The sequence below is a fragment of the Paenibacillus sp. 1-8 genome (genome assembly GCF_056316205.1).
Map to the genome: position 1 here is coordinate 1603398 of NZ_CM149995.1, position 21420 is coordinate 1624817.

At 44.3% G+C, this 21420-nt stretch carries 17 protein-coding genes and 4 pseudogenes; 16 read left to right on the forward strand and 5 right to left on the reverse strand.

Annotation, left to right across the window (positions count from 1 at the left end; all coding sequences use genetic code 11):
* Positions 1-317: 317 nt before the first annotated feature.
* The 3 genes and pseudogenes from mqnC to pdxR all read left to right on the forward strand — a co-directional run bounded on the left by mqnC (position 318) and on the right by pdxR (position 3992).
* The gene (gene mqnC / locus AC0WRU_RS07370; protein ID WP_476127821.1) at positions 318-1451 is read left to right on the forward strand and encodes a cyclic dehypoxanthinyl futalosine synthase; all 1134 of its coding nucleotides are present in this window, start codon (positions 318-320) and stop codon (positions 1449-1451) included.
* Between the two features lie 383 nt (positions 1452-1834).
* Positions 1835-1910 (forward strand): annotated as a pseudogene (locus tag AC0WRU_RS07375) (transposase); the annotation flags it as partial.
* Positions 1911-2561: 651 nt separating this feature from the next.
* Complete coding sequence (gene pdxR, locus AC0WRU_RS07380; protein WP_476127822.1) at positions 2562-3992, forward strand: MocR-like pyridoxine biosynthesis transcription factor PdxR; 1431 nt, start codon at positions 2562-2564, stop codon at positions 3990-3992.
* A 123-nt stretch (positions 3993-4115) separates the two neighbouring features.
* On the opposite strand, the pseudogene AC0WRU_RS07385 reads toward pdxR, so the two are convergent.
* The 3 genes and pseudogenes from AC0WRU_RS07385 to AC0WRU_RS07395 form a co-directional block, all read right to left on the reverse strand.
* A pseudogene (locus AC0WRU_RS07385) lies at positions 4116-4716 on the reverse strand (benzoate/H(+) symporter BenE family transporter); the annotation flags it as partial.
* A gap of 21 nt (positions 4717-4737) precedes the next feature.
* Complete coding sequence (locus tag AC0WRU_RS07390) at positions 4738-5481, reverse strand: YggS family pyridoxal phosphate-dependent enzyme (protein WP_476127823.1); 744 nt, start codon at positions 5479-5481, stop codon at positions 4738-4740.
* 722 nt (positions 5482-6203) lie between these two features.
* Positions 6204-6743 (reverse strand): pyridoxamine 5'-phosphate oxidase family protein, encoded by a 540-nt coding sequence (locus tag AC0WRU_RS07395; RefSeq protein WP_476127824.1) that lies wholly within the window; start codon positions 6741-6743, stop codon positions 6204-6206.
* 393 nt (positions 6744-7136) lie between these two features.
* Between AC0WRU_RS07395 and AC0WRU_RS07400 the strand changes: the two are divergent.
* Positions 7137-7298: pseudogene (locus AC0WRU_RS07400) on the forward strand (dehypoxanthine futalosine cyclase); the annotation flags it as partial.
* 108 nt (positions 7299-7406) lie between these two features.
* Here the strand turns inward: AC0WRU_RS07400 and AC0WRU_RS07405 are convergent.
* Complete coding sequence (locus tag AC0WRU_RS07405; protein WP_430065981.1) at positions 7407-7622, reverse strand: helix-turn-helix domain-containing protein; 216 nt, start codon at positions 7620-7622, stop codon at positions 7407-7409.
* Positions 7623-7786: 164 nt separating this feature from the next.
* Here AC0WRU_RS07405 and AC0WRU_RS07410 point away from each other — a divergent pair, with 164 nt between their 5' ends.
* Positions 7787-8314 (forward strand): hypothetical protein, encoded by a 528-nt coding sequence (locus AC0WRU_RS07410; RefSeq protein WP_476127825.1) that lies wholly within the window; start codon positions 7787-7789, stop codon positions 8312-8314.
* A gap of 248 nt (positions 8315-8562) precedes the next feature.
* A complete protein-coding gene (locus AC0WRU_RS07415) occupies positions 8563-8652 on the forward strand; it encodes a putative holin-like toxin (protein ID WP_007429455.1) in 90 nt (29 codons plus the stop codon).
* Positions 8653-8858: 206 nt separating this feature from the next.
* Here AC0WRU_RS07415 and AC0WRU_RS07420 read toward each other — a convergent pair.
* Positions 8859-9467, reverse strand: a pseudogene (locus AC0WRU_RS07420) (YitT family protein); the annotation flags it as partial.
* A 369-nt stretch (positions 9468-9836) separates the two neighbouring features.
* Between AC0WRU_RS07420 and AC0WRU_RS07425 the strand changes: the two are divergent.
* The 10 genes from AC0WRU_RS07425 (at position 9837) to serC (ending at position 21284) form a co-directional block, all read left to right on the forward strand.
* Positions 9837-10718, forward strand: coding sequence for a putative sporulation protein YtxC (locus AC0WRU_RS07425; protein WP_476127826.1), 882 nt, complete (start codon positions 9837-9839; stop codon positions 10716-10718).
* A gap of 61 nt (positions 10719-10779) precedes the next feature.
* Positions 10780-11355 (forward strand): 3D domain-containing protein, encoded by a 576-nt coding sequence (locus AC0WRU_RS07430; protein ID WP_476127827.1) that lies wholly within the window; start codon positions 10780-10782, stop codon positions 11353-11355.
* A gap of 84 nt (positions 11356-11439) precedes the next feature.
* Positions 11440-11748, forward strand: a complete 309-nt coding sequence (locus tag AC0WRU_RS07435) for a hypothetical protein (RefSeq protein ID WP_025682346.1) — start codon at positions 11440-11442, stop codon at positions 11746-11748.
* A 195-nt stretch (positions 11749-11943) separates the two neighbouring features.
* Positions 11944-13533 carry a S1C family serine protease gene (locus tag AC0WRU_RS07440; protein ID WP_476127828.1) on the forward strand — a complete coding sequence of 530 codons (1590 nt, stop codon included), beginning with the start codon at positions 11944-11946 and terminating at the stop codon, positions 13531-13533.
* Between the two features lie 148 nt (positions 13534-13681).
* Positions 13682-14371 carry a response regulator transcription factor gene (locus tag AC0WRU_RS07445; protein WP_025682271.1) on the forward strand — a complete coding sequence of 230 codons (690 nt, stop codon included), beginning with the start codon at positions 13682-13684 and terminating at the stop codon, positions 14369-14371.
* Between the two features lie 2 nt (positions 14372-14373).
* Positions 14374-15852, forward strand: a complete 1479-nt coding sequence (locus tag AC0WRU_RS07450; RefSeq protein ID WP_476127829.1) for a sensor histidine kinase — start codon at positions 14374-14376, stop codon at positions 15850-15852.
* A gap of 110 nt (positions 15853-15962) precedes the next feature.
* On the forward strand, positions 15963-16919 hold the full coding sequence (locus AC0WRU_RS07455; protein WP_476127830.1) for a 4-hydroxy-3-methylbut-2-enyl diphosphate reductase: 957 nt from the start codon (positions 15963-15965) through the stop codon (positions 16917-16919).
* A gap of 266 nt (positions 16920-17185) precedes the next feature.
* Positions 17186-18223: a 3-deoxy-7-phosphoheptulonate synthase gene (gene aroF, locus AC0WRU_RS07460; protein ID WP_025682268.1), complete on the forward strand. Its 1038-nt coding sequence runs from the start codon at positions 17186-17188 to the stop codon at positions 18221-18223.
* A 270-nt stretch (positions 18224-18493) separates the two neighbouring features.
* Positions 18494-19918, forward strand: a complete 1425-nt coding sequence (gene glnA / locus AC0WRU_RS07465) for a type I glutamate--ammonia ligase (protein WP_134910540.1) — start codon at positions 18494-18496, stop codon at positions 19916-19918.
* A gap of 274 nt (positions 19919-20192) precedes the next feature.
* On the forward strand, positions 20193-21284 hold the full coding sequence (serC, locus tag AC0WRU_RS07470) for a 3-phosphoserine/phosphohydroxythreonine transaminase (RefSeq protein WP_476127831.1): 1092 nt from the start codon (positions 20193-20195) through the stop codon (positions 21282-21284).
* The last annotated feature ends 136 nt before the right edge of the window (positions 21285-21420 follow it).

Here is a 21420-nt window from a genome sequence, read left to right on the forward strand (position 1 = left end):
AGGGCAAGGCGAATGGGGCACGCTTTGCAATCACATGTTCTCAATTATTGGTTACGTTTATCATGGAGTTATAGCCTGTTTGTTGCATCATTCACTGGGTTAAAAGCAGAAAGAAACGGGAATAAGTATGGTTCCTTACCTAAAGATATGTTAGTATTATCATTAGGTTTTACTATGCTATATAGCACAGACAAATACAAAGCCAGTCATGAACACATATAATACGACAGGGTTCGAACGCAGGTTTGTGAAATCATTCTCGTTCATAAGTCCTGTCTTTCATTTCGTCCCCCTGTGAAAGCGAAGGAGGATACACCATGAGTGTAATCGACCATATTTTAGATAAAGCTCTGCGCGGCGAACGCCTGAATTTAGAGGACACCGTTGCTTTGTTCGAGTCAGACGAGGTAGAAAAGATCGGTCACGCAGCGAACAAAGTGATGAACCGTATGCATCCTGATCCGATCAAAACCTTCGTCATCGGACGAAATATTAACTATACGAACGTCTGTGACGTATATTGCCGCTTTTGCGCTTTTTACCGCAGACCGGGTTCAGATGAAGGCTATGTCCTGCCCGATGAAGTGATTTTCCAGAAAATCAAGGAAACCCAGGATGTAGGCGGCACCGAGATTCTGATGCAAGGCGGTGTGAATCCTAATCTGCCGTTCAGTTATTATACCGATTTGCTAAAAGCGATCAAGGAGCGTTTTCCCGATATTACGATGCATTCCTTCTCCCCGGCTGAAATTCATAAGATGAAGGAAAAATCCGGCTTGTCCATGGAAGATACGATGCGAGCCATTCATGAAGCCGGATTGGATTCCTTGCCAGGCGGCGGCGGAGAAATTTTGGATGACCGCACACGCCGCAAAATCAGCCGTCTCAAAGGCTCGTGGCGGGATTGGATGGACGTGATGCAGACAGCCCATAAGGTTGGTATGAACACGACGGCCACGATGGTTATCGGCTTTGGCGAGTTGATGGAGGAGCGTGCGCTGCATTTACTGCGTGTTCGTGATGCCCAGGACGAATGCATTGAAAATAAATATGATTCCGAAGGCTTCCTGGCCTTTATTCCATGGACCTTCCAACCGGATAACACGAACCTGAAAAAAGAACGCCAAACGCCGGAGGAATATTTGAAGACTGTTGCAATCAGCCGCCTTGTACTGGATAACATCAAGCATATTCAGTCTTCGTGGGTAACGATGGGACCAGAAATCGGCAAAAAATCACTGTACTATGGTTGCGACGACTTCGGTAGTACGATGATTGAGGAAAACGTCGTTTCCGCTGCAGGCGCAACGTACAAAGTCAATATCGAGTCCATTTTACAGCTGATCCGCGAAACGGGCCACGTTCCGGCACAACGCAATACCCGCTATGACATTATTCGTACCTTTGGCGGTGCCAGCAGCATCGAACATGACTTTATTATGCAAAATTAAGACAAACACACCATAACTAAATTAACACATATGTGCGACACATAATGGAGCATGTAACCTGTTATTTTGCGGTAGTAACACAACGCTTGTCTATCATTAATCCAAATGGAAGGATTAATGATAGACAAGCGTTCTTTGTCGTCTGGCAGAGATATACGCGGAAGGAAAAGAGCAACATTGTCGGAGGAGAGCAATCGTAATGAAACCAAGAATTACACGAAGCTAACCATCCACGGTTTGTATTCCAAGTTTATTAATATTAAGCGGTCAGAAGGAATCTCAGAACGGAGGAAAATGGATTTGCTGAGAGACAAAAAAGATCAATCTACTGTAAGATTATCGCGTTCTCGAATAAATAAGATTTTGAAAGAGCTTCATAATAGTCCGGTGCGCCCTGGCGCGATTTACCGGAATATTACGGTTCTTGGAAAACCGTATACACTCGGTTTCGTCGCTGGCAAATCGCAAGCGTATAGGAGCAAATTTTGAAACACGTTACGATCGAGCCTGACCTCGAAAACGTGATGATTGATGCGACGATCGTTCGCGTTCATCAGCACGGAACCGGGGCAAAAGAGGCAGCCATTTCAGGCCATTGGACGCTCCAGAGGCGGACTAACCACTAAAATCCACGCGATCGTAGATGCGTCAGGCAATCCCCTACACTTTGAATGAACATGTGGACAAAGCCCCGATTGCGTGATGGGGTATGAGATGTTAAAAGAGATCGAACTGACCGAAACCGAACGTGTTAGCGGATCGAGCATACGATACGAATGCCATCCTGAATCTTCTTGAGGAAGAAAACACCACCCCCGTAATTCCCAATAAGAAATCCCTTAAGATTCAATTCTTCAATCGAATTAAACATTATCGTCGAATCGCTACAAGATTCGAAAAAACCAGCTTGTACCTTTCAGGATTTTTGACGTTGGTTTCCATCATGATTTGGCTGCTTAAAGTTTGAAGACACGCTCTAGTTATCCTATCGTATTGAAAGGTAGCTATCGTCATGATAATATATTAATTAATGGAGTGTTATAATCATACATTAATAAGTGATTCAAGCAATCCACATTTTGAATTCAAATACATATGAAGGTGAATCTTATGCTAAAAGTTAACCGAAACGACCAACGTCCCCTATGGCAGCAACTTCTAGACCAAGCGATTCATAATATTAGAACAGGAAAATGGCCACCAGGGGAATTGCTACTCCCATCTCGTGAGCTCGCTTTATTAGTCGGTGTCTCGCGCTCAACCATACAGATTGTTTATGAGGAATTATTCAGCCGTGGATACACCGTGACATCTCGGCGCGGTGGAACAAGGGTAAGTGAGTGGAGCTATATAACAGGTTCTTTTGAAGATGTTATGCCTCAAGGGCCAGTCACCCCCGAATTACCTGTATTAAACGCTGCAGTCAATCATCTACACGGCTGGCTTAGAGGCAAAGAAGAGCAAAATGTGGAGATTGATTTCTGTCCCCACGAGCCTTATTTGGATCAACATTTTCAAAGAAAATGGAGACAATCATTTTTACAAGCCTCCACAGAAATGGACTTGGCGAATTGGGCTTATGGTAACGCCTACGGTTTTGTATCACTGCGCGAACAGATACAACGGTATTTGTCACTTGAACGAGGAATCCATGTGCATATCGATCAAATTATGTTAACCTCAGGAGCGCAGCATAGCCTTGATTTGATCGCCCAAGCGCTATTAAATGAAGGAGACACGGTTTCTGTTGAAGATCCCGGTTTTCCTGCAGCTTGGATGACCATGAAATATAGGAGTATGAATGTTGTGCCCGTTCCTGTTGACGAGTACGGAATACAGGTAGATCGCATTCATCCACAATCCAAGCTAACTTTTGTCACGCCTTCGCATCAGTGTGCAGTTGGAGTCATAATGTCGGAACCCCGGAGGCAACAATTGTTACGTAAGGCTACACAACATCAATTTTGGATTGTTGAGGACGATTATGATAGTGAATTTCGATATCGAGGGGACCCACTTCCTACGTTATTCAGCCATCAACCCCAAAATACATTATATATGATGAGCTTTTCCAAAATGGTTGCTCCTGGAATCCGAATATCGGCGATTGTTGGGCCAAAAGGGGCCATCCGACAGCTTGCTCAAGTCCATGCACTCACTTATCGTCATCTTCCAATTATGGAACAATTGACGCTTGCTCATTTTATTGAACACGGGCATTTCATGCGCCATATGAGAAGAGTCAGAAATGTATATCGGCGCAGACATGCAGCCATGACAAAGGCCATAGCTGCTACTGGTCTAGACAAGCGTTTTAAACTCAGTGGGGTAGAAACAGGATTGCACATGCTTCTCGAAGCTGTGGAATCGTTTGACGAAGAAGCTGTGACGAACCAAGCGCTCAAAGAAGGAATACGTATTTATCCCCTGAGCAGTTATTGTCTAAATAGCGACCGAAAAGGATGGGTACTTGGTTTTGCTAAAGTAGATGAGGAGGCAATTGAAGTCGGTATTTATCGCCTTGCGGAGATGCTTTTATAATTCCAGCACCTCCGCCTTAGATATATCTTTGTTCTGCACCTAAGCGTTATTCCGCTTCATTTCCCATTGCAATCGAAAACCGGTTCCAACTATTGATTAATTGATAATTATGATTAAATCCGTAAAGGCGTGTGAGCCAAATGGCGCTGTTAAGAGCGAGCCCAAACCCGTTACGGTCAAAATCGGATTCGCGCTTGTTTTAAATCCGTCATTTCGCAACACTAGCATTCCAGGCATATATTGTCCCGTCAAGGTAATAATAAACAGCGGCAATGCAACGCCCAATAAAGCATGAAACGAAAACTCCGGAACGACAAATACCGGCGATGCAATTGCCAATTTGATATTGCTGAAATCTACTTTCCCCACACTAATCAAATAAATAAGTCCAATTGCCAAAATACCCACGATAGCGTAACGGGATGTAAACCTTCTTAATACTACATACGTAGAAAACAGGACAACTACAAGCAGAGGGTCAACTTTCGCGCCACCAAAGGCTGAAATGCCAAACTGCAGTAAAATACCTGCCAGCAGCCCTGAAGCAATGCCTGGAGGGATAAGCCGGACGAAACGTTCGAACATTCCCGATAACACCTGCTACTTTTGCTGCCTGAAATACGAGAATAAATGTACCCCCATAATTGACAATGACAGATATTAAAGCAGCTATAGTGGGTGAAATCAAATCGCGGCCGCGCAGTGAAGGTGATGTTGTGTTCATAAGCTCTCTCCTGCCTCTCTCCTAATCGTTCTGGCGCGCGTTTTCGTTCCAGTAATACCTGTCCGGCAAATAACGTTGGCCAAATACGCTTGTCCCTACTCGTATGATTGTAGCTCCTTCTTCGATGGCAACCTTGAAATCCCCTGACATGCCCATCGAGAGAGTATCCATTTCTACACTTGGAAATTTTTCTGCCATAATCTGTGCTTGAATTTGTTTTAACAATCGGAAGCAATGTCTGGTCTCGTCATTTGAGGCATTCAGTTTTCCAATAGTCATCAAGCCTTTAATGTTTAACGTTTCGAACTGAGACAATTGTTCAACTAACTCCAGTGCTGCTTCTGGCGGAGCGCCAAATTTGCTTTCTTCGTAGGACGTATTGATTTGTACCAAAATATCCATGGTCTTGTTCTCTTTCAAGAGTTGATGATGCAATGCCTGCCCCAATTTCAAACGGTCCACAGAATGAATGAGCTTGACATATTTTACAACGTCTTTTACTTTATTCGTTTGCAGATGTCCGATAAAATGCCATTCCACCTGGTTGTACTGCTGCATAAGTGGAAATTTCCCCAAAAGTTCTTGAGCTTTGTTTTCACCAAATAAAGTTTCGCCCGCTTGAAGGGCAATTTTTAATTTTTCAAGTGGTACGGTTTTTGTCGCTAACAACAATTTCACATCTTCTTTCTTGCGCCCTGAAGCCTGGCAAGCCAATTCCATCAGTTGTCGTACGGATTCAAGATTTTCTTCGACTAAATGGCCCATGTTCGTTCCACCCTCTTTCTGCTTCTCACCCATGTATTTTGTTCAAGTATTTTTAGCTTTTCGCATTTTTGATGTCTTCTTATCAATATTTTTAGTTCTAACATCAGTAAAGAGCCACGGTCCTTATGATTAGGATCCATGGCTTTTGGTCATTATACGACCTGGCTGGTTTAAATTTCATACCAAACCCTGTTTTATAGATCTCTATTTTTCTATGACAAGCTTCTTACAATTGGATTTCAAGTTGATTGGCAAGATCGAAAATATTGTTGATGATATCACACGTCCATTCCTTATTATTCTTATAGGTGATATTCAACATTATTAAACTCCTTTCATATATGAGCGTTTTGCATAAATCCCAAGAGCGATTTCAAATCAGCAATATATAGATCAAAACGGTCTGGTTTGTTATATATCACGGTGAAAATAGCCTGGTGACACGCCCAAGTTAATGCACAAATATTCCTTACTCTTTTTTCGAAAATGGTTCCTTCGGAAAAGAGACTTCGCCACGTTGCATTCCAAGCTATGAAAATTTATCAATAGTAATATGGCTCTACTCGTGTAGAACTGAATCATTACAGGAAGCTGCTCTTTTAAATAGTTAACGGTAAATTCAACCATTCTCCTGTAAGTAAACCTCTATATTGGTTCAGGAATGGAGATCACGAAGAAAGACACATGCAAATTGGCAAAATAAATGTTTTCATTAGAGACCGCTATTGGACTGTTTTTGCTGGTCTATACATTTTTTCTTCTTCGATTGGATTTTCTTTCGCCGTTATATGATAGGGGTCAATTCGGTATACCTGAACTGGACCTCCGAATACAGCGGACCTGTATTTGTCAACGTGCTGTTTGGCCAATGGGCGGTTATAATAATCAGGCACATATTTTCGAATCATTTCCTGCAACATATGTGTAACTTCGTCCAGATCGACAATAGGCTCAGCCTTGCCGAAAATCATAACACTCATATATGCGGTGTCTGTCTTGGCTGGTACTGGATCAGTAATAGTTCCATATTCTTCGCAAACTGTAAAACAAACCTCTGGATTTGTACTCATCACCTGGTTGCGTCTCCCGCCTGTAGCTCCATGAAAATAAAGCTTTCCGTTTGACCAAACATAATTGAGCGGAACAACGTATGGCAACTTACCATCAACCATACCCAGATGTCCAATCCTCGCTTTATTCAAGAAAGAATCAATTTTGTCACTGTCTAATACTTCTCTTATCTTGTAACGAACCTTATCCATTTTCAACCACTCCTATAATGTTGGATTGTTTTCGCTAGTATATCAGTCATTGGATTGAGTTAGTACATCCATAATATAATAATCAAACAGTCCATATTTTTTGCTAAGCAGATTCTTTTTCAAAGCCGAGGGGGCTTCGGCATTGCTCAAGTTATGAAGCCGTTTAACCAGCGGCGGCTTGAAACGGGACTTTCATGTGATCAGATGGGATAAATGGATGGGAGTACCCGCTCACTATGCGCATGATCCACCGTTACTTATTTAGATACAATTTTGGATGTGGGCTAAATTCGGGCAAGAGATTATAACACTAAATTGGTTTTATTAGAATTAACTGACTCTAAATCATTTATATAGCTAAGATGTATCTTGAACAAGCTACTAATAATTCACGTTTCTACAGCAGGCGCAACGTACAAAGTCAACATCAAGTCCATTTTACAGCTGATCCGCGAAACGGGTCATGTTCCGGCACAACGCAATACCCGCTATGATATTATTCGTACCTTTGACGGTGCCAGCAGCATCGAACATGACTTTATTATGCGAAATTAGGAATACATCCGTTAATATATCGTAATCCGACAAAACGCTTATCTATCATTAATCCGTGTAGAGGGATTAGTGTAGATAAGCGTTTTTTGATGTGTTTATAATTATAGATTATTCTTTTTCCTCAAATCGCATTAATATAGATATGTCTTTGATATGTAATGCATGGGCAATTTTTTCAATGTTGTTTATATTCAGTTCTTGAAATTTATTGTTGCACAAATTAGATATTTTGGATTGTGGAACTCCCGAGAGTTCCTCTAATTTTTTCTGAGTTATTCCACGATCTTTTAGAACCTCTTTTAGTTTAATTCTGAACTTTAACATATAAATGTCCTCCGAATATAGATTGACAATATGCCGATGTCGTGATATTTTATTGTTATACCGATATCGTGATAAATAATATCACCTTATTAAAGAATGTTTTAATAAAATCTTGGCTGTACTATCGCCATTTTAACAAATTTTCAATGGAGGATGGAAGCTAAATGACCTCACAGGCAAAAGGCAACAAACAAGCGATTAAGGATATTACTCGTATGGAACCGGTTTGGGAGAAGAATGAGGGTGATACCGATACAGAATTGCACTACTACCATATTACAGATTCCCTAAACCGCAAATGGAGCACTATCGGAATTAATGTCTCTGATGCTATTCAAGTATTTGAACAAGGGAACGACAATGTGTGGACACATATTATTGAGCCAGCACCGTTTAATTCTTATCTGACGACTAATGATTTAATCAATATACTCAACGTTGGCCCAGATGCTCGTGATATTCGCAATGCTTTACAAATCATACTGAATAATGTCGAACGGCGCAATGCATTCTTAAATCGAATTGTAAATGTTAATGCTCAAGATATATCCATTTTGCTCTATAAAATGAAGAACGATTATCTTAAGTATGATCAACTTTCCAACGAGGATTTTATAAAATTGTATGTAGTTAATCCAATCGAAGCCTTGTCAGTTTATTTTCTGGAGACGATTGATGTACATAACTACTGAATAGAGGGTGGTAGGGGACACAGGTAAAAAGGCTATTCAGAACAAAAGAGATCAACCTTTATTTACTTTCATTGAAGCTATTGAAAGGGCAGAAGATGAGTCACAAAACTATTTATCAGGGTACTAATCTCAAATTCAGACTTAAAACAGGCGTTTTTCTTCCTCTAAATAATATCTATATGGTATAATATCCCTTAACAACAGAATGGCTTAGATGGGCGGTCGGCTAGTCTCCTGCAAAGGAGGTGATGCCTGTGGAGGTTAAAGATACGCTGATGTTGATGATTCAATTTGCAACGTTAGTGATCTTGATTATTTCCTTCAACAAAAAGAAATAGACCGCCCTCTCCAAAGGTAAACGGTCTATTTCGATCGACAAATCTTTGAACAGCCACCGCCCTTATAAGCGGCTGTTGCTAAAGAGTAAGGATGCTACAACATACTTACTCTTTTTTAGTGTATACATCTTAGCTATATTTTATCATATTGCCAACCAGCATGACAATGGAGTAAAGGCGTATTACGGTAAATATACTTGGCCTTGTTACACTTTCCATCGCTTCACATACATAATCACAGCCTGCGGGTCTGCCATTTGGATGACCGCCTTAAAGCGTTGCAAATCCAATAGGTGAACGCTGTAAACGATGACCTGTTCATCTTTTTCCTCTGCCAGTCCACCTCTATTTTTGCCCTCTATCTGTGCAGAATTTCCCACAGGCGTACTGTGTATACGAAGCCTGCGGAATAAGGCTTCTTCGATGGTTTGCTGATCCTTGCTGACAACACAAACCATACGCGTCAGACTTGTAAACATCAGCTGGGTCGTCTCATAGGCGGCGAGGCAGGATAAGGCTGAATACAGAGCTGGCTCCCAGCCTAGCACAAAGCCAGCCGTAATGAGCAGCAAACCATTACAAAGCATCACAATTTGTATCAACGGAATCTTCCGATGCGTCAGCAGCAGACTGGACGGTCGGCCATCGTCAGATTCGTTCAGTCCCAGAGAATCGAGCAAACCTCCATGACGGGCCGCCAGCCCTGCGCCAAGTCCAATACAGATTCCGCCGCCCAAAGCGCATACGACCGGGTGGCCACTCACTGCCGGAAAAGGAGACAGAATAATGGCTGAGCCTGAAAAGGCAAACAAACCTGTCCAACGAAGAAGTTTCTACAATCGGCATGAGAGAAGATCCCGCAGTAAGCTGGAGGGATTGAGTAGTATCTTCCGCATGAAACGTCCCAGGAAGGGACAAAATCTGAACGAGGCTCAATATGACAATCATGAGTGTACGCAGCATGTTCAGCATCGTTGACTATAACCTTTAACATACCCAAGCCTAAATATTCAAACGTCTTCTGGTTCTGTCCTGAGTCGCAGCCATTCTGTATAACACCGAACCCTTCTCTTTGAAACCCGATTATTCTCATTTTACGCTGTATCCTGTTTCCAGTCGTTCACTTCGTATAACCCTTTCGAGCCCGCCATATACTGTAATCAGTGATCGAAAGGAGTGAGCCAATGGAACTGTTTACAGTGTGGACCCATACAGACGGAAATCAGGAAAGCGACCGTTTTTATCAGGTGGTCAAGAGTAGAAACAAAGGACTACATATGTCACGGCGCGGATTTCGATTCACTTTCAGACAACTCGAAAACAAAGTGGCATGGACCTGCAAGGGGACAGAGAGCAATCCGGCGTTTGAAAGCTTTCTCCCCTGTGTATACAGCATCATGGCTTCCGCGATAGCGGATTATATTATCGAAGTCAAGGAATGGGGAATGCTTGATCTGATCCTCGCCAAAGCCTGCTCGCTGCAGGAGGAAGAGGATACGGAGCGGGTTCGCAGCATGGTGCATTCTTTGTTAAAGGACGATGGACCAAGAGGGCGTATGAAGCGTCACGGCAAACTGGCGGCTTTACTGGAAAAGGATTTTATGGAGCTGCGCGTGATAAATCTGGAAGGACTTATACAATTCAGATTGAACGCATACAAAAAAGAGCTTGTGGAAATCGTCGACTATGCCATGGAAGAGTTTTGGGCGGATCGGCAGTATGAAGAATTTATGGGATTGCTCAAGTACTTTGTGTTTTTTCAGGAAAGTAAAGTTCCACTGGTGCATGTGCTTCATCAGGGTGGACATGATTTTACCATCCTCGATAGCTCCATGGTGCCGATACCAACACCCGATGGAGATGACATTATTGTGGAGATGCCGGGGGTTGAACTGGAAATGGAGGTCGAGGATCGAATCGTGAGTACACTTATTTCGATTTCTCCTGCTTCCATTATATTACACACAGACGACGAGCACACCCCCATTGTACGGACGCTCCTGCATATTTTTGAAGATAAAGTGAAGCTGAGCAGACTTTATCCAGGTCAGGATGTTCAAAAATAATAATCTGTTCGTATAAACCAATGGATTTCTGGAAAGCCTTTGCCTCAAGGGGAGGTTTTTTATGAGATCCATGTTGGTATGGAAACGGATTTTGGGAACCGTGCTAATTGCAACCTGTCTGGTATTGCCCGGCAATGAAGTTTACGGTCACAAAGAACCGGTCCAGCATAAGAAATGGCAGTCCACACCTGTTTTAGCTCCACGCGAAGAGCAGGTTATTACGACCATGACGGTCACGGCAACAGGATATACAGCAGGCTATGAATCCACTGGCAAACGGCCAAGTCATCCCGGTTACGGTATTACGTATTCCGGTGTAAAAGTGCGTCGTGACAAGAACACACTGTCCACCATTGCGGCTGATCCCAAAACGTTTCCTTTGGGCAGCATTTTGTACATTCCAGGATATGGCTACGGGATTGTAGCAGATACAGGTTCAGCAATTAAGGGCAATAAAATTGATTTGTATTTTAAAACAACTCGGCAGGTGTATTCTGAATGGGGCAAGAAAGATGTGGATGTTCAAATTATAAAAAAAGGGAACGGAAAATGTACGGAAAAGATGGTGAAATCGCTCCAAAAGGCGATAGAAACGCATAAATCCATTTCGACCGCGACGCTGGATGCTTCCATATAATCCTTGAATATTGTCCTTTCTGACTTCACATACTATGTTGCGGGATGAGCTTATCCCGCAAAACATACTGGGAGGTTGAGAATTATGCCAAATCAAGGCGGAAGTTCTTTCATGAACAAAGGCTTCAAGGCAAGCACAGGAAATCAGTTCAAAGCGGAATTTGCACAAGACAATACGGTAGGTGTCGTTTCACAAAAGGTAAAGCAGTCTGAACAAAATAAAATTCAAGACAACTTCCAGACACCAAATGAGAAGTATGATGAAGAATTTGCAACAGATCAAGGCGGTACAGGTGCAGTAGCACAAAAGGTACAAAACTCCAGTCGCAGCAAAATTCAAAACAATGCTCAAACACCGAATGAAAAATTTGACGAAAACTTTAACACGAAATAAAAAAGCATATACGATTGGCAATGCTCCGGATTCTTATCCGGGGCATTTCGTGTTTGAACAAGGGGTCAGCGAGATGGGGTTAAAGGTTTTATCTCCTTTTTAATTGTTTTTAAGGTGGAATTAAGGTTTAAAGTGCAAAATAAAGTCAGCTAAACAACACCACCTTGAAGCATAGGGTTTGGGAGGAGATATACAATGGACGAATTTAAAAATAATAATTCCGGACGCCGGGATGACAACGATCAGGTTGAATCCGATAAAACAACTCGGCGAAATGATTCAAATTCCTCATATTACTATTCGTACGGTCCCTTTTCTTCAGTTCAATCAGATGGACAACGCAAGGATGGGAAGCTTGTAGAGAAGGACGTTGAGATTACGCCACCGCAGGCGGTAAGGCCACTTCCTTCCTCATACCATCGTGCCGAGGCTGAGCAACAACAAGACGGCTCGGGTCGGAATAGCGGTAACTGGCAATTTAAACAGAACAAGCCCAAGTCTCAGGTAAAGACGATTTTCCTATCTTTTTTGGCCGGGATGCTGGTTATAACTGTTTTGATGTATACAGCCGACCGCACCAATATGTTTACACCCGAGACGGCGTTAACGTCGGCGGCAGCCGAAAGCGGAGTAACGACTAATTCGGGAACGACGAGTCAGTCACCTAACGTAGTTCCGGCTGTGATGCCTTCCGGCACTGCAGACGTTCAATCCGTTGTGGCCAAAGCGGGTCCGGCAGTCGTCAAAATTGAAACACTGGCTAAGCAATCTAGTAGCAGTGGCAGACAAAGCAGTCCTTATTATAATGACCCGCTATATCAATATTTTTTCGGAGATCAGTATGGAGACAGTAATAGCGGAAACAACGGCGGCAGCAATGAAAATGCAGGCAGCAACAGCGGACAACTGACTCCGCTTGGTATTGGTTCCGGCTTTATTTTCGATAAAACGGGCTACATCCTGACGAACAATCACGTTGTTGAAGGCGCGAATGTGGTCCAGGTCACGGTAGAGGGAACCAATAAGCCTTATGAAGCTAAAGTGCTGGGCAAAAATGCAGACCTGGATTTGGCTGTGCTGAAAATTGAAGGCAAGGATAACTTCCCGACGGTAACGTTAGGCAACTCCGAAAATGCTAAAGTCGGTGAGTGGATGGTAGCCATCGGTAACCCTGAAGGCTTCGAGCATTCGGTAACAGCCGGGGTGCTAAGTGCGAAGGAACGTACGATTACCATTAACAGTGAGTCTACGGGAAAACCTACTCAATATAAACATTTAATTCAGACCGATGCGTCCATTAACCCGGGGAACTCTGGTGGCCCTTTGTTGAACCTACAAGGACAGGTTATCGGCATGAACGTAGCTGTCAGTGCTGACGCACAGGGAATCGGGTTTGCGATTCCGTCCAATACGATTTTGCAAGTCGTCGACAAGCTGAAAAATAATCAGCCTATTCCGAAAGAACCCGTTCCTTTCATTGGCGCAAGTCTGTTGAATCTGAGTCCCGAAGTAGCCAAGGAATTGGGGACAACCCTGACTGAAGGCTCGGTGGTGCGGGATATTATTTACAAATCACCAGCTTATCAGGCGGATCTGCGTCCTTATGATGTGATTATCGGAGCTAATGGTACTCCTTACAGCACATCACAGGAGCTGATCGATTTCATTCAAAAGCAAAAAGTGGGTACAGCACTGACGCTTAACATTGAACGGGCAGGACAGAAAAAGGATGTTCAGTTAAAAGTGGGTAACAAGAACGACTTTAGCTCGACTCTTCAACAGTAATCCAATCATTCTTTAAAAGTGAAAAATGTGAAAAGAAACGGAAGGAAGCCACCTTCCGTTTCTTGCTGTATGCGGCGGCAAGATGCTACACGCGTCTACTCCTGCTACAATAGAGTGAAAAGAAGATAATAAAGGAGCTCGATGGTGTATGCGTTCTACCATTCTGATTATTGATGACGATGAAAAAATTGTGTCCATGCTGCGCAGAGGGCTGGCCTTCGAGGGCTATGAAGTGATGACGGCTGCCAACGGCGCAGAGGGATTGAATAAAATGCTTACAGCTGAGCCTGATGTTGTCGTGCTGGATGTGATGATGCCGCAACTGGATGGTTTCGAGGTATGCCGTCGCATGCGGGAGGGAGGAAGTACGGTGCCCGTTCTGATGCTTACAGCCAAGGACGAGGTGGAGAACCGGGTCAAGGGATTGGATCTGGGTGCAGACGACTATCTCGTCAAGCCATTTGCTCTGGAGGAGCTACTGGCTCGTGTGCGGGCGCTTCTGCGCCGTAAAACCGAGCAGCAGGATCATAACGGACATCGACTGACCTTCGAAGATTTACAGCTGGATAACGAATCGCGTGAAGTGGTTCGCGGCGGCAAGCGGCTGGAGCTGACGGCAAAAGAATTTGAACTGCTCCACTTGTTTATGCAAAACCCGAAGCGCGTTCTGTCTCGTGATCTGATTATGGACAAAATTTGGGGCTATGACTACAGCGGGGAGTCGAACGTGCTGGAGGTGTATATTGCCATGCTCCGACAAAAAACGGAGCATGATGGCGGCAAACGGCTCATTCGTACGATTCGGGGAGCGGGCTATATTTTAAGAGGTGATGTGTAATTATGTCCATTCGTTGGCGACTGACAGCTTGGTATTCCAGCATCTTGGCTATAGTGCTTGTTATGTTTGGACTGGCTATTTACGGACTGGTATATTATTACACATATAATGAAGTGAAAAGTCAGCTTACGAACCAGGCGCCACGTATTAACAAGCAGTTACTGCTTACCGTCAAAGGAGGACTGTTTGAGGTCCCCAATCTAGATTTGGGCTTGGTTCAGGGTCGTGGAATTGATGAATCACAGCTATATGTACAAATTTATAATTATACATCCGGCGTCACCAAGACGACGCAAAATATGAAAAATCTCGATATTACCTTTCCCGTTCCATCCACAGCGGCTGGAGCGGTCCAAAATGAGGGAATTCGACGTGTAAGTGTGGATGGGGATTCCTTTATGATTTATCAGCAACCGATCAAATCTGAGGAACTGGGATTAGTGGTTGGACTGTTACAGGTGGGACAATTTACAGGCTCTCAGGATCGGCTGATGAACAGGCTGCAAAGTGTGCTTGTATACGGTTCGTTATTTGCATTGCTCGCCGCTGCGACCTCAGGTCTCTTTCTGGCTCGTAAATCCATGAAGCCGTTAGTGAAGGTGATTGAAGGGGCTAACCAGATTCAGTCCAGTAATGATTTGAGTGTCCGCATTGAATATGATGGACCGCCAGATGAAATTGGGCAACTGATCGCGACGGTTAACAAGATGCTGGGGCGTACGGAGGTTTTTTATAAGGAGCTGGAGGATGCTTATGGAGCCCAGCGTCGCTTTGTAGCTGATGCTTCCCATGAATTGCGTACGCCGCTTACGACAATCAGGGGTAACGTTGATTTTTTGCTTAAAATGTGGACTACAGAGCCGGGAGACCGCCCCAATATGGATGAAGCGATGATTCGTGAACTCTCCATGGAGGCCCTTAGTGATATGGCGGATGAAGGCAAACGGATGAGTCGTCTGGTTGGCGATATGCTATCGCTCGCCAGAGCAGATACAGGGAAAACATTCGAGAAGGCCCCGGTGGCGCTGGAGCCACTCGTAAGTGAGGTTGCCCGGCGTGCTCAATTTTTGGAGCGGACGTCCGAATGGAATGTGGGTGACTTTTCGATACTGAATGGCGTTTATATGGATGGCAGCAAGGATTATTTGCAGCAAATGCTGTTCATTTTCATAGATAATGCGTTCAAATATACACCTGAAGGTACGGTCCGGTTTGATGCTATCGTCTATCAGGGACAGGTAGGTCTGCGAATTAGTGATACAGGCATCGGGATGGACAAGAGTGAGGTTCCCTTTATTTTTGATCGCTTCTATCGGGCGGATGAGTCACGCGGGGTGACAGAGGGAATTGGCTTGGGTTTGTCCATTGCCAAGTGGATCATAGATGAACATCACGGGTCCGTGGAAGTGGTTACACGCCAAGGTGAAGGGACGACATTTATCATCTGGCTTCCGGTCAGCTTTTCCGCGCCTTTGGAATAGGCTATAATAGGAAGGCAACTACATCATAGAATTGGCCGGTAAAGGCTTGGATGCCGCAGCTACCCAGTTTTTGGAGCTGTCTACTGTGTCGAAGAAAGCGGGTGCTATTTTTGGAAGTGCTCAGAATTTCGCCCCGGGGTTACTGCTACGGCGTAGTCGATGCCATGGTATTGGCTCGTCAGGCGGCCAGAAACTTGGACTTACCTCGGCCTATTTATATACTAGGCATGATTGTGCATAATAGTCATGTCACAAATTCCTTTGAGGATGAAGGAATTATTACACTGGACGGCCCTAACCGCATGGAGATTTTAAGCCAGGTGGAGAGTGGTACCGTTATTTTCACCGCCCATGGTGTATCCCCTGAGGTTCGCAAGCTGGCTCGCGATAAGGGGCTGACTACGGTTGATGCAACCTGCCCGGATGTGACGAAGACCCATGATCTGATTCGGGAGAAGTCTGCCGAGGGATATCAGATTATTTATATCGGCAAAAAGAATCATCCTGAGCCGGAGGGAGCTATCGGTATTGCTCCTGATCATGTCCATCTGATCGAGAAGGAAGAGGAGATCGACAGCCTTACATTGTCTGCGGGCAAAATCCTGATCACGAATCAGACGACTATGAGTCAGTGGGACATCAAGCATATTATGAAAAAGCTGCTGGAGAAGTTCCCCGGTGCCGAGATACACAATGAAATCTGTCTGGCCACGCAAGTGCGTCAGGAAGCGGTAGCGGAGCAGGCCGGACAGGCGGATCTGGTGATTGTCGTTGGCGATCCGCGCAGTAACAATTCAAACCGATTGGCTCAGGTGTCTGAGGAAATTGCGGGTACAACAGCTTACCGTATTTCCGATGTGACGGAGTTGAAGCGGGAATGGCTGGAGGGTGTTAACAAGGTAGCAGTGACTTCAGGAGCTTCCACGCCTACGCTGATTACGAAAGAGGTTATTTTGTACCTGGAGCAATATGATCCGACTAACCCGGATACATGGGAGATTCAGCGGACGATTGATATGAAGAAGCTGCTGCCCCCTGTGCGTGAAAAGTCAAAAACGACGAAATAACATGTAACAGATGATGGCTGCTGTTCGGGAGGAAATCCCGAATGGCGGCTTTTTTACTGATTGGAAGGTAGATCGCCGGATTAAATCAGCATCATAAGGAGCGAAAATGCAGACCAATATTCAGGATAATTAAGTCTTGACGAGTACAGGCAAAACAGGTATAGTTACTTTAACGAATAAAAGCTTAAAAGCGAACAAGCGTTTAAGTGTCATAATATCATCTTTAATTGATCCATAAAATATGTTTTATAGAGAGGAAGAAAAATATGATCGTTATTGCTGGTGTTCAAACACCTGAAGAACATATCCAAGCTATTGTTGCAGTTATTGAAAAAGAAGGTTTGCAGGCTCACGTTTCCCATGGATCGGATCGTACGATTATTGGGCTGATCGGCAGTGTAGAGCCCAAGCTGGCTGAACACCTGCGCCAAATGAAGGGCGTAGAGAATGTAGTCAAAATATCGAAGTCCTACAAATTGGCGAGCCGTGATTTTCATCCTGAAAATACCGTTATCTCTATCAAAGGTGTGAATATCGGCGGAGGCGAGCTTGTGATTATGGGTGGACCATGTGCCGTTGAGTCTGCTGCGCAGATCGACGAAATTGCTGCATTGGTTAAAGCTGCGGGCGCGCAAGTTCTCCGTGGAGGTGCTTTTAAGCCGCGTACGGGTCCTTACAGCTTCCAGGGAACGGGTGTAGAAGGTTTGATCATGATGGCAGAGGCGGGCAAAAAGCATGACCTCCTGACCATTACAGAGGTTATGACACCCGAATACGTGGATATCTGTGCAGAATATGCGGATATTTTACAAGTAGGTACACGTAACATGCAAAACTTTGATCTATTGCGCAAGCTGGGAACCTGCGGCAAGCCGGTGCTGCTCAAGCGTGGTTTCAGTTCAACTTACGATGAGTTTCTGAATGCTGCCGAGTATATTTTAGCGGGCGGTAACCCGAATGTTATGCTGTGTGAGCGCGGAATCCGTACATTTGAAACTTACACCAGAAATACGCTCGACTTGTCAGCTATTCCTGTTCTGCAACAACTGAGCCATTTGCCGGTTATTTCGGACCCGAGCCATGGCACAGGTCGTCGTGAGCTGGTTGTTCCTATGACGAAGGCTTCGGTAGCTGCCGGAGCGGATGGACTGATTATTGAAATGCACACAGATCCTGACAATTCGATGACGGGCGATGGTGTACAATCCTTGTTCCCAGATCAATTTTCAGATTTGCTGAAAGATTTGGAATTGCTGGCTCCAGCTGTAGGTAAAACATTTCATACGCCTAGTACCATTTCTTAAAACCAATGCTTAACATTAATGCATAAAAGTTTTGCCGCAGCACAGTAATTCGATTAAAATTGCCTCAAAAGCCCGGTGTTTCGGGCTTTTTGTGCTATTCAAATGTTATCAAGAGCGTAAGCATAGCTAACATTAGTTTAAAAAATACCTTACATAGCTATTGACCCGTGTCATGTTTGAGATTTATAATAACGACAGAAAAAACATTCGATCATGAACATTTCAGGGTTGTATAAGACTTAATGTTCGGAAAATTGGGAGGAAGAAGACATGTCCGTTGAAAATGTATTGAAAACAATTCAGGAAAATAATATTGAGTGGGTAGATTTTCGCTTTGTAGATTTGTCCGGCCGTGCTCACCATATTTCGTTGCCAGCTTCCGAAGTAGATGAAGAAACATTTGTTAACGGTGTTGCTTTCGACGGTTCTTCCATTCCCGGCTATCGTGGCATCGAGGAATCTGACATGGTTATGCTGCCTGATCCGGAAGCGGTTTTCATCGACCCTTTCACTCAGCATCCTACACTGAATATTCTGTGTGATATTGCTACGCCAGACGGCGAAAAATACGACCGCGATCCTCGCGGTATTGCAAGAAAAGCAGAAGAATTCCTGAAAACTGCTGGTGTAGGTACGAAAGTTAACTTTGCACCTGAATCTGAATTTTTCATCTTTGACGAGGTACGTTACGAGACCAGTATGAACAGCTCCTCCTTTTTCGTGGATTCCGAAGAAGCAGCTTGGAACACGAATCGCAAGGAAGAGGGCGGAAATCTGGGCTTTAAAGTGGGAGTGAAGGGCGGATATGTGCCTGTAGCGCCAGTAGACACCCAACAAGACATCCGTAGTGAAATGTGCCGTTTGCTTGAAGAAGCAGGTCTGAGAATTGAGCGCCATCACCATGAGGTTGCTACGGCAGGTCAGGCGGAAATTAACTTCCGTTTTGATACACTCAAGAAAACAGCTGATAATCTGCTTGTTTATAAATACATTGTACACAACACAGCTCGTCAATACGGTAAAGTGGCCACATTTATGCCAAAACCACTCTTTGGAGACAACGGAAGCGGTATGCACGTTCACCAATCCATTTTCGATGGAGACACTCCTTTGTTCTACGAAAAAGGTGCTTACGCTAACCTGAGCGAACTGGCCCTTCATTACATTGGCGGTATCCTGTACCATGCACCAGCGCTGATCGCTTTGACGAACCCAAGTACGAACTCGTTCAAGCGTCTCGTTCCAGGCTATGAAGCTCCAGTTAACCTGGTATTCTCCAAAGGTAACCGTTCTGCGGCTGTCCGTATTCCAGTAGCGGCTGTTACGCCTAAAGGCTGTCGGATCGAGTTCCGTACACCGGACTCCACAGCTAACCCTTACCTCGCCTTCTCCGCAATGCTGATGGCGGGTCTGGATGGCATCAAGCGCAAACTGAACCCGATCGAATTGGGATATGGTCCACTTGATACGAACATCTATGAGCTGTCCGATGCTGAAATAGGTAAAATCCGTAGTGTTCCTGCTTCGCTAGATGAGGCTCTGGACGCTCTGGAAGCCGACTACGAGTTCTTGACAGAAGGCGACGTATTTACGAAGGACTTTATTGATAACTATGTAGAGCTCAAACGTTCTGAAGCTAAATCGGTTAACATCCGTGTTCATCCGCACGAATACAGCCTTTATTTCGACTGCTAATAGCAGTTAATAAATGAGCAGCGTAGCTGCCTTGAACATTAACATTAGCCTCTGGTAACGGTTAATGTTCAAGATAGGTCTCCGGTTTTTAAGCCGGGGACCTTTTAACATTAAATTAAATACCACAAAGTTAAGATGTTAAATATACTTACATTCACATCTTTGTCACATCATAAATGAAATCGGAAACATTTTTTAACAAGTCTTGAACGGTCTTATGAATACTGCTATCATAGCGATAATATCCGCACCAGAGTAGAGAAGGGATGGGAATTTGTTGAGTAAGAGAGCCTATAATTTTAATGCAGGACCAGCGGCATTGCCGCTCAAAGTGCTGGAACGTGTACAAGCTGAATTCGTAGATTTTCAGGGAACAGGTATGTCCATTATGGAAATGTCTCACCGTGGAGCTGTGTATGAATCTGTTCATAATGAAGCGCAGGAACGTGTGTTATCTCTGCTAGGCAATCCAGAAGGCTACAAGGTGTTATTTCTTCAAGGAGGCGCTAGTACGCAATTTGCTATGCTGCCCTTAAATTTCTTGGGTGAAGGACAGACAGGAAGCTATATCATGACAGGTAGCTGGTCGGACAAGGCTTACAAAGAAGCCAAGCTTGTGGGCAAGGCTCATATTGCTGCGTCTTCCGCTGATGAGAAGTATATGCGTCTTCCGAATGTGGATTCTTTGGACTTGCCTGACAATACTGCTTATGTGCATATTACGTCCAACGAGACGATTGAAGGTACACAGTTCAAGCAATTCCCGGATACTGGTACTGTGCCGTTGATTGTGGACATGTCCAGTGATATTTTTTGCAAGCCGTTTGATGCTACTCAATTCGGACTGATCTATGCTGGAGCACAAAAAAATCTGGGACCCTCCGGCGTAACGGTCGTGATCGCCCGTGAAGAACTGTTAACATCTTCACCGGACAACGTTCCTACGATGCTGCGTTATAGCACTTATGAAAAAAATAACTCTCTCTACAATACACCCCCATCCTTTGCTATATACATGGTGAATGAGGTACTGAAATGGATTCAGGAAGAAGGCGGCCTGGAAGGTATTGAACGCATCAACCAGCAGAAAGCTGCTTTGCTCTACGACCGTATTGACAGCAGCGAAGGCTTCTACCGTGGTTGTGTAGAGGTCGCTGACCGTTCCATTATGAATGTGACCTTCCGCCTTGCAAATGAGGACTTGGAAAAGCAATTTATTAAGGAATCCGAGCAGGCTGGTTTCGTCGGTCTGAAGGGACATCGCAGTGTAGGAGGGCTTCGCGCTTCGATCTACAATGCTGTTCCGCTGGAGAACTGTCAAGCGTTGGCCGAGTTTATGGATGGCTTTAAGCAGCGTCATAGCTGATTGTAACGGACATATATTTCGATACACGAATGTTGGAAATCGAAAAAACCAAAGTAAAGCCTTCCCTGAATGTGTATAGGGGAAGGCTTTTAGTGGTGTGGAGCGATAATTTTTCTCATTTGATGTTCATATCTCG

What these genes read in the sequence shown, in the direction of transcription:
- mqnC (WP_476127821.1), top strand. Translation starts at nt 318, where the DNA reads ATGAGTGTAATCGACCATATTTTAGATAAAGCTCTGCGCGGCGAACGC.
- pdxR (WP_476127822.1), top strand. Translation starts at nt 2,562, where the DNA reads ATGCTAAAAGTTAACCGAAACGACCAACGTCCCCTATGGCAGCAACTT.
- AC0WRU_RS07390 (WP_476127823.1), bottom strand. Translation starts at nt 5,481, where the DNA reads ATGGGCCATTTAGTCGAAGAAAATCTTGAATCCGTACGACAACTGATG.
- AC0WRU_RS07395 (WP_476127824.1), bottom strand. Translation starts at nt 6,743, where the DNA reads ATGGATAAGGTTCGTTACAAGATAAGAGAAGTATTAGACAGTGACAAA.
- AC0WRU_RS07405 (WP_430065981.1), bottom strand. Translation starts at nt 7,622, where the DNA reads ATGTTAAAGTTCAGAATTAAACTAAAAGAGGTTCTAAAAGATCGTGGA.
- AC0WRU_RS07410 (WP_476127825.1), top strand. Translation starts at nt 7,787, where the DNA reads ATGACCTCACAGGCAAAAGGCAACAAACAAGCGATTAAGGATATTACT.
- AC0WRU_RS07415 (WP_007429455.1), top strand. Translation starts at nt 8,563, where the DNA reads ATGCCTGTGGAGGTTAAAGATACGCTGATGTTGATGATTCAATTTGCA.
- AC0WRU_RS07425 (WP_476127826.1), top strand. Translation starts at nt 9,837, where the DNA reads ATGGAACTGTTTACAGTGTGGACCCATACAGACGGAAATCAGGAAAGC.
- AC0WRU_RS07430 (WP_476127827.1), top strand. Translation starts at nt 10,780, where the DNA reads ATGAGATCCATGTTGGTATGGAAACGGATTTTGGGAACCGTGCTAATT.
- AC0WRU_RS07435 (WP_025682346.1), top strand. Translation starts at nt 11,440, where the DNA reads ATGCCAAATCAAGGCGGAAGTTCTTTCATGAACAAAGGCTTCAAGGCA.
- AC0WRU_RS07440 (WP_476127828.1), top strand. Translation starts at nt 11,944, where the DNA reads ATGGACGAATTTAAAAATAATAATTCCGGACGCCGGGATGACAACGAT.
- AC0WRU_RS07445 (WP_025682271.1), top strand. Translation starts at nt 13,682, where the DNA reads ATGCGTTCTACCATTCTGATTATTGATGACGATGAAAAAATTGTGTCC.
- AC0WRU_RS07450 (WP_476127829.1), top strand. Translation starts at nt 14,374, where the DNA reads ATGTCCATTCGTTGGCGACTGACAGCTTGGTATTCCAGCATCTTGGCT.
- aroF (WP_025682268.1), top strand. Translation starts at nt 17,186, where the DNA reads ATGATCGTTATTGCTGGTGTTCAAACACCTGAAGAACATATCCAAGCT.
- glnA (WP_134910540.1), top strand. Translation starts at nt 18,494, where the DNA reads ATGTCCGTTGAAAATGTATTGAAAACAATTCAGGAAAATAATATTGAG.